Genomic DNA, 14,334 nt, shown 5'->3' with positions numbered 1-14,334 from the left:
TATCGTGAGCCGGAAGCAGGCTATATCCTGTAAAGAAAAAAACGATTAACCGGCATCGGGGTGGCCACGCATCCGATAAAGTCATCGCCGATACAAAATGAATAAAGGAAGATACGGTCCGGCGGCTGGCCACCGATCACTTCCTTCCTTGCCTCGCAAATACCGTCCAATACTTCAAAATGCGGAAGATGTTCGCCTATCCCTTCACCGGTTAATTTCAAAATGGCCTCCTTTCTGGTCCATAAGGTATAAAAACGTAGCAGCATATCGTTCGTACGGGATTTGATATAGGCAATTTCGTTCGTAGAAAAACATGCCGTTAGCATATCTTCGATATCCAATGGGCGTTGTAACCACTCGATGTCAATACCGATGGAATGAGGGGCCGTCCCAATCATGACCTTGTGCGCTGTATAGGACAAGTTAAATTCCATGGCGCTGCTAGCCTGAGCGGACAACAAGGGCTTGTTATGATGGCCCTTTTCAAAGTGGACGGTGTTGGCGGAAGTACCTGTTGAATTCGCCAACAGCAGTCGAAGCAGTGCATGGGCGACTTTGAAACGCGTAGCATGAGCGGGTTGATGGAACCGTTCGCTCCTTAGGATCTCTTCACGGCTTAGGATGTTGGCATACTGTCCCATTAACCGCGCGTTCGCCTCCGAAGGATCAACCACCCAAATAGCCGGTTGCCCGCTTTGGGTGCCGCGCTGGATAATGTTCCAGCCATCGGTCCATTTCGTTTCGTCCAACCAAGTGGAAATAACTGTTGTATTTGTCATTTATATAATATGCTAATCAGCGACTCCAACCTTATTCGAAACGATGTATGGCATGGATTAGCAATCAAAAATAGCGATTAAATGCGGGAATTGGAAGATGGGGCGGATTCTTATGCCATGGATGCATAGCGGACTTTAGTTTTAGCCAGTTGTCGCGAACCCGTGTAGTGGAATCGCTACAATTGGATTGATTTGCAGGGTTTTTTAGGTTCTTTTTATGAAAAATGACGGAGATTTGCTGCTGAAAAATACGTTACTCATCCATCCAGCGAGGTATGAAGAAAAAAATACTGTTAATAGAAGACGAACCAACCATACAGCGGTTGCTGTGTTTTATCCTTTCCAAGGATTTTGATGTGAAGGTCGCCGCAAACGGCTTCGAAGCGTTTCTTTGGCTTGAACAACATCAATTGCCCGACTTGATTATCATGGATTGGATGATGCCTTTTATGGATGGAAAGTCATTTTTGAAATGTATCAAGATAAGTGGCTTATATAGCGATATTCCGGTCATCGTACTGTCTGCCTCGGAGAATATCTTGGAAGAACTGGATCGCTTGCCCTACTCGGTCAATAAATGTCTTCGTAAACCATTTGATCCGCTTGTTTTAAAAGAAGTTATCGGAGGTATATTTAACACATCGTCCTATGGATTTGTTAACTAAGATAAAACAAGAAAATAAATTTCTAACGATTTCCGTAGCTTATCTGGGAACCAAATTCGTCGATGAATTGGATGAGGCGCTCCATGATGATATTGATGTTATCCGGTTCAGCAAATTGGCTGATGTCAAAAGGCACGTCGAAAACCAGTCCATTCTCAGCATTCCCGATATCCTTATCCTGGAAGTGGAAGACGAGTTGTCAAGCATTCATTCGTTTATCAAAGGAATAAAGGCTAACCCCCTTTCGCGTTCTGTCAGTATTATCCTTCTTGGATTCAAAAATAACAGGGCGTTGTTGACCGAGATGTTTGCGCCGTATGTGAGCGATATTTATTGCTATCCATTCAACGTGTCGAATATCGAAGAACGGCTGAAATTTCTTGTCAAGTTCAAGTTGATCGGGGATAAGCACGCTTCGGTCCGCACACGGGAGGGACAGGCACAACCGTATCAAATTCCATTGTCCAAACGGGCGTTTGATATCTTATTTTCAGGTACATTATTGTTGTTGTTAGCTCCATTGATGGCCGTCATTGCTTTACTGATTAAACTGGATTCGAAAGGACCAATTATCTATAAGAGTAAACGTGCCGGAACAGGGTACAAGGTTTTTAGTTTTTACAAGTTCCGATCCATGAAGGTAAATGCGGATAAAGAACTTGAAAAGCTTGCCGCCTTGAACCAATATGCCGCAAATGGAGGGACATCGGCATTTGTCAAGATTAAAGATGACCCGCGTGTAACGCGATTGGGATCGTTTTTACGCAACACCAGTTTAGACGAGCTGCCGCAACTTTTTAATGTGTTTAGGGGCGATATGTCATTAGTGGGAAACCGGCCGTTACCGCTCTATGAAGCGCAAGAATTAACGTCTGACGAATGGGCGATGCGGTTTTTAGGGCCTGCTGGAATCACCGGGCTATGGCAGGTGACGAAACGCGGGAAAAGTGAGATGTCAGATGAAGAGCGTCGGCGCTTGGATAATGACTACGCTACGCACTTCTCTTTCTGGATGGATTTGAAGATTTTACTGAAAACTGTTCCTGCTTTGTTGCAGAAAGAAAAAGTTTAGACTACGGGTTTGCTTCATTCTTCTTGCGGAACACGGAAAATCCATTGGTCGATACGATCCATTATGACATGGTCAACATCGGTGTCAAATTTCCGAGCATAGAATTTTTGCGAGGCTTTCAATGATGGCAAGTCTTCTGTTTTTAGAATTTTCGGACTAGATTTCCCTTCACTCCAGTCGATGTATCTTAAATTGTTGTTCACCAGTCGATCCTTATAAGGGGAGTTGAAAAGGATAGTTTGGAAAATAATCTCGTCTGCTCCCCAAGTGTAACGAAAAAAGCGCCTGACAACCGGATTGTCTTCAAGAAAGCGTTGGATATATTGGACATGTTCCCGGCACAAGATAAGCCATTGTGAGCGGCCTACGATTGTCATCCCCAAAGGGACTTTCCGCTGCGGCAGTATACCGTTTAACAAGCGTTCGAACTGATGTTTCCCTTTACAACGGACATCGACAAGGTGGTATTTGCTCAGTTTTTCCTTGGCTTCCGCCCACCAAGGGTCACCTTCCTGTACAAATTCCGCAAATGTTTTATTTCGATGTTGGTCAAGAAATTCAATCAATTGATCTGGCGTAGTCAGCGGGTAGTCAGACTCACTCATCAGGTTGACAAAATCATACGATTTGCAGTGCAGAATTTCCTGAAAAGCATTCAACGTAGCCTGTACCATGCTGTAGCCGCCCCAATTGATGGAGGCCCGCTTTTTTATAAAGTGAATGTCCTGCCGGTTGGGTAAGGCCGCTTTGAAAACGCGTATATCGGCCTTGCGGTCGATATGGATGAATACTTCAGCCTTGGGATGCAGCAACCGGGAGACCAACCTAGCTAATTGTTTCGGATTACGGTAGGCAAGTATAAGGTGGGCGACGGTGGGCATCGTTTATATCCGTTTATTGTAGCCTATTTACTACAAACCAAAAAATCAAGTTATCAATAAATCCAATCATCGTGCAATTTTAACGAGATTTGCTTGAAATAAAAAGACGGCGTTAACAAATAAATCAACCTCAGATTATCGAAGTTACATTTCAGATGGTGTCAAGCTTTACTAAACAATTGTTGGATTTAAAATCAAACCTGCAGATCGCCCGTACACTTAGGCTTATCTGGTCGCTTGAGGGAAGGGGGATGTTATTTGTCGTGGCGATGATAGTGGTTGAGACCGCTTTCTTGTTCAGCTCATTATATGCACTGAAAGGACTGATTGATATTATTGCCGAATCCGGCGGGCATCTCGGTACTCATGTAGAAGCCGTAATACGCCAAATCCTGATAGCCGGAGCGCTGACTCTTTTCTATAATATTGCCCGGGCTATATCATTTTACTCATCCGAAATTCAATCTGCCAAAGTAGCCGAACACCTCAATGACAGCATACACGCAAAAGCCGTGGAATTGGATTTGTCCTTTTATGAATCACCGGGTTATTTTGATAAGCTGCAGCGTGCGAAAGAAGCGGGAGATGGACGTCCTCATGCGGTGTTGATGGCGTTGGTTGATACCGCAAAAAATCTGCTAAGCTTGGGAGCGATCGCTTATCTATTTATTGCGATTGATTGGCTTTTACTCCCCATCATGGCCTGTTTTGTGCTTCCTACAATGATGGTTCGCATCGTTTATTCCGACAAGCTGAAAGCACTTCGGATTAGAAACACGGCGATAGAACGAGCGTCTAATTATTATAGCCAGCTGATCACCGCTGAATCGTCTGCCAAAGAAATCAGGAGTTACGGATTAGGCGCGTACTTGAAACAATGTTATTTTAATATCCGAATGCGGTTATTAACCGAACGGTACAAGTTAACCAAACAGCAAACCACGAGAGAGATCGCTACTACCGCGCTGGCCAGTATTGGTTTTTTTGCTTGCATGGCATATATGGTTAACAAGGCCATTCACGGGGCTGTTACGGTCGGAGATATTTCTATATTTTTAGTTATGTTTCCGCAGCTGTTTTCTGCATTGCAAGCAACAACCAACGGTATATCTACCGTCTACCAGAATAGTATATTCATGGATTCGATATTTGACCTGTTGGATCTGAAAAGCACATTTGATGATCCGAAAGCGGCACGGGCCGTCCCTCAAGACGATGAACCGCTGGTGTTGAAATTTGAACAGGTAAGCTTTCATTATCCTTTTGATAGCAGACTCGTATTGCGGAACATCAACCTCATGTTTCCCCAAGGGAAAATCGTTGCGATAGTTGGAGCGAACGGCGCCGGGAAGAGTACCATCATTAAATTGCTAAATAGGTTGTATGATCCGGTTTCCGGACGGATAACCCTGCAAGGAACCGATATCAGGAAGTTTTCAAGCAATGCCTACCGGAAGCAGATCGGTGTGGTGTTTCAGGACTTTTGCAGGTATCATGTGTCCGTGTCGGAGAATATTGCTTTCGGCAACATCGATTTGGCCAATCACGAGTCGGCCGCTATCAAACAAGCAGCAAGCCAAGCAGGTGCACATGGCTTCATCAGTGCGCTGCCAAAAGATTATCAAACGGTACTTGGTCGGGTATTCGAGGGTGGAAGCGAATTAAGTATCGGGCAGTGGCAAAAATTGGCCACGGCGCGCGCTTTGTATCATCCCGGGAGGTTTCTTGTGTTGGATGAGGCGACAAGCGCGCTGGATACACAGTCAGAAAATGGATTGTTTGCCTCGCTACGGAGTTTCTTGGGGACACGCGGTGCCATTGTCGTCAGCCATCGGTATTCGACGGTCAAGCAGGCAGATTACGCCTATGTGTTGCGGGAAGGGGAAGTGGTAGAAGAGGGAATCCCTGAAGAATTAATTGCAAAAAATGGTTATTTCACCGCTTTGTTCAATACCGATTTGATTTATGAAAGCAGCGATTGCTAATACCTTGCGCGGGCGTTTGGACACACGGCGAGCCAATGCCATTGGTATCGTAACAGCGATAGCCGATGAATGGGGCGGTTGTGAAGAACTGTGGTCAAAAAGTGTAACCCATCTTCAAGCGCAGGGCTATGAAGTGGTGGTCTATAAAGCGGTTGTGCATGAAGCACATCCGCGTATCGCAGCCCATAAAAGGGAGGGCGTCGAGTTTATTGAGTTATGCCCGAGACGATCCAGATTCGAGCAGTTATGGAGGAAAGTCTCGATTAAGCTGAACGGTTTGTTTAACCCTGCATTGCTTCCGCTGTTGGCTTCAGATCCATACTATGCCTTTTTCCGGACACTTTCCCATGGCGTTAGCCCCCGGTTGATCTTGATTTCTCAAGGTATTAATTTTGACGGGATGGCGTACGCTTATGCTTGTAAGCTGTTAAAGATTCCATATGCTATTGTTTCACATAAAGCGGTTGATTTTTACTGGCCATCGCCGTTACAACGCGAGTTATTCCGGACATTGTATCGGCACGCCCGCGCTAATTACTTTGTTTCCCAGCATAACAAACGCTTGACAGAGGAGCAATTCGCTATACGTTTGGACAACGCTCAGGTGGTGTTTAATCCCGTAGAATCAACACATTATGTAGACTATCCAACCTTAGGTGATGAAGTTCGCCTATGTTGCGTGGGGAGGTTGTTCATCGGAGACAAGGGGCAGGACATGCTGCTGCGGATACTCAGCAAACCTAAATGGAAAAGCAGATCTGTCTCCGTGACCTTTATCGGAGCTGGCAAGGATGAAAAAGCATTACGCGATTTGGCGGCGTTCTTTGACGTAGTACAGGTCAGTTTCGAGGGGTATTGTGATGATATGGTGCAAGTATGGCGACGTCACCATGCGCTTGTGCTTCCGTCAAGGTGTGAAGGGTTGCCGCTTACTATTGTTGAGGCGATGTTTGCCGGAAGGCCCGTCATTACTACCCATGTAGGGGGAAATGCGGAGTTTTTGGAAGACGGAAAGACGGGCTTTATTGGCTATGCTCATGAAGAATCCTTCGAAGAAGCAATGGAACGCGCCTGGAATCGACGGCACGAGTGGGAAGAGATGGGAAGGGTGGCTGCAGCAGAAATTGCCGAAATAGTTCCTGAATCACCGGAAAAAGTATTTGTCAATATGTTAACTAATCAATTATGCAACTAACAACTAAACCTCTTGTCAGTGTTATCGTAGCTACTTATAATCGGGCTTATATTCTGCATAAGGCTCTTGAGAGTATCTTCGCCCAGACATACCCCAATATCCAGGTAATTGTAGTGGATGATGGCTCTACTGACAATACGGCCCAATTGGTAGGTCGGTTTGATGCAGCTGAGTATATCTATATTGAACATGCCGGGCAATCGGTTGCGCGGAATCTTGGGTTGGCGAGAGCGAAGGGCGAATTTATAGCATCGCTTGATTCCGATGACGTATGGTGCCCTGACTTTTTGGAACAATGCATGGATCGGCTCGTCGGTGATCAACTTGACTTTGTCTTTGCCAATTGGCTTCAGGTGGGCAGGGATGGTACCTGGTTCGATTTTCTTGCAGGAGATCCATACGTAAAGCCGTTTATATTAAAAAATAGCGAGGGGAACTGGCGGTACCTAAGCAATACAGATCTCCGATCGCTCTTTTTGGTATCCTGCCCATCACCGACCTCGTCGGCGGTCATTAGAAAGTCTTCTATTGTAGCAGGATGGGACAGACGAATCCGGATAGGTGAAGACTGGAGCCTATACCTCGATATGATATTTACCAAACCGTGCAAGGCGGCATTCACGTTGGAAAAGTTGTGGCAAAAACATGTGCACCACGCGAACATCTATGACGGTCGGAAAAGGAGCGAAGTGCTCGAAATTTTGGTGGACGATGAAGCCCGTATTATTGACAGATATCAGCAATACCTGGCTGACGATGAGCTAATGCTCATGCGGAGGCGCTACGTGGCAACGCTCATGGAGCTATCAAAACATCGCCTCATCCGCGATCGAAATGTTCGGTCATCTTGGCAATTATTTTACAAATCCATCGGTATAAGTAGCTGGTTTACGCTTGATCAAATACCCAAGCTATTGCTCACCGCCATCCGAAATAGAAGATCGCGGATGGCAGCCGGCGGCGAATCATTCGTGAAAATCCAATCATGAAGTTACTGACTTACATCCGGGTGGCAGACTGGTGGTCGAACAAGCTGCCTACATTGCTCGCGGTAGCGTATGCAACCGTTTTACAGACACCGGTTCCGCTGCATGATGCCGTGGGCTACATCGGGCTTCTATTATTTTCGATTATCGTTGGGGCTATATACGTAAGCCTTATCAATGATATCACAGACATTGAAGTGGATTTGGCTAATGGCAAACGGAATAAAATGCAACATGTACCGCCAGTTTTGCGTTGGCTGCTACTGTTGTTGTGTCTGGTTGTCGGCTTTTTCTCAGCCCTTAGGCTAGGTATTGATCCGCTATCGTTGCTGTTTTATTCCATGTCGTGGATCGTGTTTAGTTTGTATTCACTACCGCCAATCCGCTTAAAAAACAGGGGACTGGCCGGTGCCTTAGCAGACGCTGCCGGAGCTCATTTGTTTCCTTCGCTTTATATGGTTTATGCGATCTGTCATTATGCCGGGGCTACACCGGATATTGGGTGGTCCGTCTGTGTGGGCGCGTGGGCGTTCTTCCACGGGCTCAGGGGTATTTTGTGGCATCAGTATCAGGATCGCGAAAATGACATCGCATCAAACCTGCACACGTTTGCCGTCCATGTGCCACCAACGGTTTTCCGTCCCATAGAGCGGATGATACTGGCGCTAGAATTGACGGCATTTGCTGCCATGCTCATTAGTATTGGGGAATTTGTTGTTTACATGGCTTTGATGGTATACGGAGCCTCGCTGCTCCTTGGGTATTTTCTCCGTGGCATACGACCCACCATAGTGCTTACGCCACAAACCGGTGCATATCAGTTGGTTTTTCAGCTTTTTTACCAATCGTTCTGGCCAGTATCCTTGCTGTTGGTTGCGGCGTCCCAACATGCACAGGTGTGGTGGATTTTGGTTATTCACGTCTTTGTTTTTCCAACTACATTGGTCGACATCGGTAAAAATTTTGCTCGATGGTTCTTATCGCTGGGCATACTCAAAAGGCGGTCTGCTAGTGCTTAGTTTTTTTGTACATATACTTATATTTTCTTAATTATTATGATGTTAAAATTTGTTATGTTGGTGGTTGGGCTGGGAATTTTAGGGTGTAAACAAAACCATGATGAGCCATCTAAGTCCGGCGGTGAGCCGAATCCCGTTTCCATTGATCAGTCTATACCTGCAGATATTGGAAAGTATGCAGTGAAGGGCGGTTACCATATACCGTTTTACGAAGGAACGACCGAAGGTAATTATGGGTATTATCTGTTCATTCCGACGGCTTACCAAGAAACAGAAAAGTCCTATCCGTTGCTTGTGGTGCTGCATGGGTCGGGCGAAAGGGGGAGCAGCAGGAACAGTCCCGAGACGCTCGATTTGGCCATCGTACATGGTCCGGGTAAGTTGATTAAAGAAGGTGCTTGGGCGCCTGAACAGGAATTTTTGGTCGTTTCGGCGCAAACCGATGCCCGCTCGTGGGCCCCCGGCACGCTCAAGGCTTTTATCGACTTTTTGTTAAGCACGCATAAAATAGACCGTGAACGCGTCTATCTGACAGGCCTTAGCATGGGCGCATATGGGATTTTCGATTACTTAGGGGAATACGGAAACGAAGCGAGGATTGCGGCGGCAGTTCCCATCTGCGGTCGTGGCTCGTTGCGTAGCAATTACGTGAACAATCTCTCCGGAGTCCCCATTTGGGTTTTCCATGGCGAAAACGATCCGGATGTTCCTGTTGTGCGGGCTTATGAAATTGTATCAGCTATCAATGCATTAAATCCGCGTGTGAAGGCAAAGATGACCTTGTATCCAAGCGTTGGACACGACTCCTGGAGTATGACATACGACGGCTCCGGAATGGGAAGGGAAAACCCGGCGCTTGACCGTTTCGATCAGGATATTTATAGCTGGCTGTACCAGTATACAAAGTCCCGATAGAATCCCAGCCTAGAGCTCAACAAAGATCGGCGTTTCGGAGACGGTAATCACTAACTTTCCGCCCTGTACAGCTTCTGTTCTGGTACTCAATTGACTGGATGCAGGTTGTAACTCATGGATTTTTACCTGACTGACTTTTTCGTCGGACAGGTCAAATTCGAAGCGTTCCTGGCGGCCCTTTTCATCGGGCACGGTGAGTACGTAGATTTTATTGTCTCCTAAGGTGTATAAATCCACAAATGGATCGTTATTCAGTGTCTTGGTATATACAAAATCGCCCATCAGGTCCCTTATTTGGGTGACATAGTTCAATGCGGGTCGTTTGCGTCCTTCGGGTGTAGCAAACCCTGAAGAAGCATATTGCACGGGGCTTTGCGTGTCGACATCGTTCAACATATAGAAATGTATCCGGCTGACGCCGCTTCTGGCATACATCAATGCAGACCGGATACTCCAATCGGCTTGGGTCACCAAGGCCGATTTGTCTTGAATGGCCATTGCTCGTTGCGGACTGTTGCTGTTGACGTCATAACCCAACTCAGTGACCCATACCTGCATGCCGTTTAAATGTTCCTTAGCCATCTTTACAAAAGCTGAGGCGTATGCCGGCGAATCAGACACCTCCGGCGCTTCGCCCCTGATTCCAGGCGCAGACCAATCGCTCTGTTTGTTATTGGAGTAATGGTGATAGTTGATCACATCAAAGCACAGGTCCACCGAGCCGTCTTGGCGATACCCACGGTGCTTTTTGCACCATTCGACCATTTGCAAAACAAAATTGACATCCGGTTTGGCTATGCCGCCCATGACTACCTGCATGGTCGGATCCGCGTTTTTTACACCTACGTCCCGGCCTAATTTTCCTTTATGGCCGTCGTAAAATGCGGAAAGATTAGCAGCGTATTCTTCGGGGGTCTGTTGGGCTTTCGGGCCCTTCCACCACCGGTCTGGTTCATTGTTGCATTCGATGTAATCAACAAGACCTAAACCGATTTTCTTTTGGTTTGGGCGCCAGCTCGGTTTTGGAACCACGGACACCAAATCGGCGTCGATGTTCTTATTTTTTCCATAGCGCGCAGCAAATTGGAAGCCTATTTTTGCAAGCTGGATGTACGAGGCTGGATCGGTACGATCGGCGTTGTAAGCTGCGGGCACATTTTCTGCGTCATGCAAATCAGATGGATAGTTTTTGTCCAAAAACCAACCAGGAACCGTTTTCACGCACGCCAATACCGTAACGTCATTTTGTTGGCACCAAGCGTAGATGGCGTCATAATCCCAATTTCCGCTTAGCGTGGGACTGAATGCATATTCTCCCTCTTCGTTTTCTATGCGTCCCCAGTCCAGATAGTGCCTGAATCCTCCAAACGGTTTTATCAAGTTGGTTCGAACGGGGTCGATTTCGTTATTAACCAAAAACTCCCACTCAAATCCGTTAATACCAAGCACGTCCTTCATCCGTATGCCGGCTACAGGCGGTATGTCAATGGAGCCGGAACTGTCTTCCGGAATGGCTTTTTCGCCTTCAATTTGTTTGGTGCACGCTCCCATTCCCAAAACGAAGCATAAGACACATAAAAGAATATTCATTTTAAGGAAAATTAGTTGTAATGGCTTTGATTTCACGTCTTTTTTTGCACTTATTTCGGTAAAAATAGTTGTTTAAATTAAACTTCTTCTAAAATAAATTAAAATTATAAAATCACATTCGTAGTACTGCTGCCGACACATAAGTTGGCGTCGACCGGATAGGTTGTTGGTTTGTAGGTGGATTTCTACAAATCAAGAAAATTAGCAGGAATATCCACCATTGCTAACGAAATAAGTTCCAACTTTGCTTTGATGAAATCAGTAACGTCATCTGCTTTAAATGGAAAAACAGAAAGAGACCTTAACAGTTAAGGTCAGAATAATTAATCATCTAACAAACGATCGCGTATGTTTTGCGTGCGTGCCATTAAACAATAAATAAAAAAATGAAGGAATTTAAATTAACCGTTTGTCTACTCATGGTCTGTTCGGTGATGGTCAGGGCGCAAGACGCAACGGTCATCGGCAACATGAACGAAAAGCAATTAGAGCGTTTCATTGAATTAGCAAAAGCGTATTATCCGCAGCTTAAAGTGATGGAACTTAATGAAGAGAAAGCCAAGAGCCTTTACCGTTCGCAACCGGTAGGATATCTCGACATGTTCAATGTATCTTATTTTTACCGGCCGAATGAAAGAGCTGCGCTCAGCCCCGATAACCCTTATGTATTCAACGGGTTCCAATACGGTATCAACATCAACCTGTCGTCTTTAATCCAACGACCCTTTTTGACAAAGCAGGCCAAAGCAGACTACAAAATCACCCAGCTGGAGCGGCAGGCCTATGAACGCACACTGGAGAACGAGGTGAAAAAACGCTATTATGAATATATCCTCGTGCTTGAAGATTATAAAGTAAAAACTCAAGCCGCAAGTGATAGCAAAATGCTGTTGCAGGATGCGCAGCTGAAGTTTGAACGAGGGGAAGTCGATATCGAAAGCTATTCCACCATTAAATCCGCTGTGTCGTCATCCCAAGCTGAAATACTACAAGCCGAGATGAATTTACTTGTGGCTAAGGATGCCTTGGAGGAAATCATTGGAGTAAAATTAACTGACATTGAGAAATAGTGCCTTATGATAGACATAGCCGCATTTTTACGATTCCTGAAACGACGTTTGTGGATAATCGGATTGGTGACCGTTTGTTGCCTGCTGACTACTTATTTTCTGGTCAAGAATCTTCCTGACCAATATCGGTCGGAGGCTCAAATCGCTACGGGGATCGCCGACAGGACGCAAGAGTTGCTCAGTGCTTCCGCCAATGATTATTATCGGGTGATGCAGCAGTTCAACGGCTTGATAGAGATGATGCAATCCAGAAATGTCATCAACAAGCTGTCCATCCACCTCATTTTACATGACTTAGAAAGTCCGGAAAGAGCATTCCGTCCTTTACCTGAAGAATTGGCCCAATTAACCGTGCAGCAACGGAATGAGGTGATCCAATGGTATAAGCAGCGGCTTGCGGCAGGAAAACCGATGTCGTTGCTGGATAACGGTGACTACCCGTTTTTCGACTACTTAGCTATGATTGGATATGACGAAGATCGCTTGCTTGAGAGCCTAAGCATTTCGCGCAGGGGGGAAACCGATATTGTTAATATAGAATTTATTTCGGAAAATTCCGCATTGTCGGTCTATGCTGTCAATACGCTCTCCCAAGCATTCATAGGCCATTATTACCTGACCGCAACGCGGAACGAAACCAGTACGATGGCGTTGCTGGATTCGATGTTGGTTGAGAAAAAGCGCATTATGGATGAAAAAAACGCCTTGCTTCGTAATTACAAATCAAGCAGCGGTGTGGTCAATATCGATGCGCAGGCTGAAGCATTGTATCAGCAAATTGCCGAATACGAAACCAAGCGATCGCAGGCGCTCAGCGATGTTCAGTCCATCAGCGGGGCTATACGGCGGATCAACGAAAAATTAGGAAATGCAAATGATGCAGATGTGAATTCGGCGGTAGCTGCCGAGAATAATGAGCTGTTGCGTATCGGTAGGGAAATTGAACTGGCCAGTAAACGCTACGTCGACAATAATTTTAGCCTGCAAGATAAGCGTGCGGTGGATTCTCTGGAGCGCGTGCGCTCGACTATTGTGGCGAGAATTTCGAATAAGCAGCTGAACAATCCACAGGCAAACAGGCAAAACCTGATACAGGAGCGGACCACATTGGAAATCGAACTGGCCAGGGCCGAAAACAGTATTTCTGCCATCGAACGCGATTTGGCATCGCTGAAAAGCAGGTATTACACCATGGCCCCTGCCGAAGCAGGTGTACAGGATCTGGAACGCGAGGCACAGCTTTCCGTTCAAGAATACACGGAAGCGCTGAATCGCTATAACCAAGCCAATACCGAAAATGCAGGGCGATTGCGCTTAAGGATCATACAAGAAGGATTACCGGGTCTGCCGGAACCGTCGAAGAAAAGTTTGTATATAGCCGGTTCAGGTATCGCAAGTATGGCGATTTGCTTTACCGCTTTTCTGATATTTTTCCTGTTGGACAACAAAATCGTCGATTCGAGGCAGTTACAAGCAAGAACCGGGCATAAAGTATTGGGCGCATTGAGTTTGGTGAAAGGTAAAAGCAAGGACCTGCGGACAATTTGGGAAAGCGAGGAAAGCGACTTCAGTCGTCAAGTATATAAAGATTTGGTAAGGGCGCTGCGTTTTGAAATCTCGAACACAATGGTCGATAATCAATGGAAGGTGCTGGGTATTACCAGTATTTCCGGGTCGGAAGGCAAGACATTTGTCGCCTCCAGTCTAGCCTATGCGTTTGCGCTCACTGGCAAGAAGGTGCTGATGATTGGAGACGATTGCAACGACCTTGCTTCACTCATCGCTAATGAAGATAAAGTTGGTGCCAATCAGTTTGAAAAGTTTTTGGTGAAAAAAGAAATCAAGGCGGAAGATCTGATTACCGTATTGAAGCGTAACCCGGACAACACATCCTTGCTGGAAATGAGAGACGCCAACAACTTGATCGCCGGATTCGAAATATTGCGTGACACATTTGACATCATACTGATTGACATTAATAGTTTGAAAGATGTCAACCGGGCTAAAGAATGGCTGATGTTTACCGATTGCAGCATCGCGGTGTTTAAGTCCGGAGAATCCTTCAGTGACGCCGACAGTGGATTTTTGGAAAGCCTTGTTGGTATGAAAGGTTTTATGGGGTGGGTGCTTAATCAGGTGAAAGTGCGGCCCAACATCTCGGTAAACTAATCGATAGT

At 46.0% G+C, this 14,334-nt stretch carries 12 protein-coding genes; 9 read left to right on the top strand and 3 right to left on the bottom strand.

What is annotated here, in order from left to right; genetic code table 11:
* Nucleotides 1-20: 20 nt before the first annotated feature.
* The gene (locus B5X72_RS09375; RefSeq protein ID WP_079716625.1) at nucleotides 21-779 is read right to left on the bottom strand and encodes a 4'-phosphopantetheinyl transferase family protein; all 759 of its coding nucleotides are present in this window, start codon (nucleotides 777-779) and stop codon (nucleotides 21-23) included.
* A 275-nt stretch (nucleotides 780-1,054) separates the two neighbouring features.
* Between B5X72_RS09375 and B5X72_RS09370 the strand changes: the two genes are divergently transcribed.
* Together B5X72_RS09370 and B5X72_RS09365 are read left to right on the top strand one after the other, a co-directional pair.
* Nucleotides 1,055-1,444, top strand: a complete 390-nt coding sequence (locus B5X72_RS09370) for a response regulator (protein ID WP_079716624.1) — start codon at nucleotides 1,055-1,057, stop codon at nucleotides 1,442-1,444.
* A complete protein-coding gene (locus B5X72_RS09365; RefSeq protein ID WP_079716623.1) occupies nucleotides 1,428-2,516 on the top strand; it encodes a sugar transferase in 1,089 nt (362 codons plus the stop codon). The genes B5X72_RS09370 and B5X72_RS09365 overlap by 17 nt, the downstream gene beginning before the upstream one ends.
* Before the next feature lie 14 nt (nucleotides 2,517-2,530).
* Here B5X72_RS09365 and B5X72_RS09360 read toward each other — a convergent pair whose 3' ends face one another.
* The gene (locus tag B5X72_RS09360; RefSeq protein ID WP_079716622.1) at nucleotides 2,531-3,397 is read right to left on the bottom strand and encodes a beta-1,6-N-acetylglucosaminyltransferase; all 867 of its coding nucleotides are present in this window, start codon (nucleotides 3,395-3,397) and stop codon (nucleotides 2,531-2,533) included.
* A 182-nt stretch (nucleotides 3,398-3,579) separates the two neighbouring features.
* On the opposite strand from B5X72_RS09360, the gene B5X72_RS09355 reads away from it, so the two are divergent.
* The 5 genes from B5X72_RS09355 to B5X72_RS09335 are packed head-to-tail and all read left to right on the top strand — an operon-like array spanning nucleotide 3,580 to nucleotide 9,497.
* Nucleotides 3,580-5,382, top strand: coding sequence for an ABC transporter ATP-binding protein (locus tag B5X72_RS09355; protein ID WP_176146151.1), 1,803 nt, complete (start codon nucleotides 3,580-3,582; stop codon nucleotides 5,380-5,382).
* A complete protein-coding gene (locus B5X72_RS09350; RefSeq protein WP_079716620.1) occupies nucleotides 5,363-6,577 on the top strand; it encodes a glycosyltransferase family 4 protein in 1,215 nt (404 codons plus the stop codon). The genes B5X72_RS09355 and B5X72_RS09350 overlap by 20 nt, the downstream gene beginning before the upstream one ends.
* Complete coding sequence (locus B5X72_RS09345; RefSeq protein WP_079716619.1) at nucleotides 6,568-7,566, top strand: glycosyltransferase family 2 protein; 999 nt, start codon at nucleotides 6,568-6,570, stop codon at nucleotides 7,564-7,566. The genes B5X72_RS09350 and B5X72_RS09345 overlap by 10 nt, the downstream gene beginning before the upstream one ends.
* A complete protein-coding gene (locus B5X72_RS09340; RefSeq protein WP_079716618.1) occupies nucleotides 7,563-8,582 on the top strand; it encodes a UbiA family prenyltransferase in 1,020 nt (339 codons plus the stop codon). The genes B5X72_RS09345 and B5X72_RS09340 overlap by 4 nt, the downstream gene beginning before the upstream one ends.
* 36 nt (nucleotides 8,583-8,618) lie before the next feature.
* Nucleotides 8,619-9,497: a carboxylesterase family protein gene (locus tag B5X72_RS09335; protein WP_079716617.1), complete on the top strand. Its 879-nt coding sequence runs from the start codon at nucleotides 8,619-8,621 to the stop codon at nucleotides 9,495-9,497.
* A 9-nt stretch (nucleotides 9,498-9,506) separates the two neighbouring features.
* On the opposite strand, the gene B5X72_RS09330 is transcribed toward B5X72_RS09335, so the two are convergent.
* Complete coding sequence (locus B5X72_RS09330) at nucleotides 9,507-11,087, bottom strand: hypothetical protein (RefSeq protein WP_079716616.1); 1,581 nt, start codon at nucleotides 11,085-11,087, stop codon at nucleotides 9,507-9,509.
* A gap of 386 nt (nucleotides 11,088-11,473) precedes the next feature.
* On the opposite strand from B5X72_RS09330, the gene B5X72_RS09325 reads away from it, so the two are divergent.
* Entirely contained in the window at nucleotides 11,474-12,157 is a 684-nt protein-coding gene (locus tag B5X72_RS09325; RefSeq protein ID WP_079716615.1) for a TolC family protein, read from the top strand.
* Between the two features lie 6 nt (nucleotides 12,158-12,163).
* Nucleotides 12,164-14,326 (top strand): GumC family protein, encoded by a 2,163-nt coding sequence (locus B5X72_RS09320; RefSeq protein WP_079716614.1) that lies wholly within the window; start codon nucleotides 12,164-12,166, stop codon nucleotides 14,324-14,326.
* Nucleotides 14,327-14,334 lie beyond the last annotated feature (8 nt).

The sequence above is a fragment of the Parapedobacter luteus genome (assembly GCF_900168055.1).
GTDB classification, from domain to species: domain Bacteria; phylum Bacteroidota; class Bacteroidia; order Sphingobacteriales; family Sphingobacteriaceae; genus Parapedobacter; species Parapedobacter luteus.
The sequence above is the reverse complement of the archived record's forward strand: the minus strand, read 5'-3'. Positions and strand labels throughout refer to the sequence as shown.

Excerpts from the sequence above, each read along its gene's own strand:
- B5X72_RS09330 (WP_079716616.1), bottom strand. The coding sequence starts at position 11,087 with ATGAATATTCTTTTATGTGTCTTATGCTTCGTTTTGGGAATGGGAGCG.
- B5X72_RS09320 (WP_079716614.1), top strand. The coding sequence starts at position 12,164 with ATGATAGACATAGCCGCATTTTTACGATTCCTGAAACGACGTTTGTGG.
- B5X72_RS09375 (WP_079716625.1), bottom strand. The coding sequence starts at position 779 with ATGACAAATACAACAGTTATTTCCACTTGGTTGGACGAAACGAAATGG.
- B5X72_RS09370 (WP_079716624.1), top strand. The coding sequence starts at position 1,055 with ATGAAGAAAAAAATACTGTTAATAGAAGACGAACCAACCATACAGCGG.
- B5X72_RS09360 (WP_079716622.1), bottom strand. The coding sequence starts at position 3,397 with ATGCCCACCGTCGCCCACCTTATACTTGCCTACCGTAATCCGAAACAA.
- B5X72_RS09335 (WP_079716617.1), top strand. The coding sequence starts at position 8,619 with ATGATGTTAAAATTTGTTATGTTGGTGGTTGGGCTGGGAATTTTAGGG.
- B5X72_RS09350 (WP_079716620.1), top strand. The coding sequence starts at position 5,363 with ATGAAAGCAGCGATTGCTAATACCTTGCGCGGGCGTTTGGACACACGG.
- B5X72_RS09345 (WP_079716619.1), top strand. The coding sequence starts at position 6,568 with ATGCAACTAACAACTAAACCTCTTGTCAGTGTTATCGTAGCTACTTAT.
- B5X72_RS09325 (WP_079716615.1), top strand. The coding sequence starts at position 11,474 with ATGAAGGAATTTAAATTAACCGTTTGTCTACTCATGGTCTGTTCGGTG.
- B5X72_RS09365 (WP_079716623.1), top strand. The coding sequence starts at position 1,428 with ATGGATTTGTTAACTAAGATAAAACAAGAAAATAAATTTCTAACGATT.
- B5X72_RS09340 (WP_079716618.1), top strand. The coding sequence starts at position 7,563 with ATGAAGTTACTGACTTACATCCGGGTGGCAGACTGGTGGTCGAACAAG.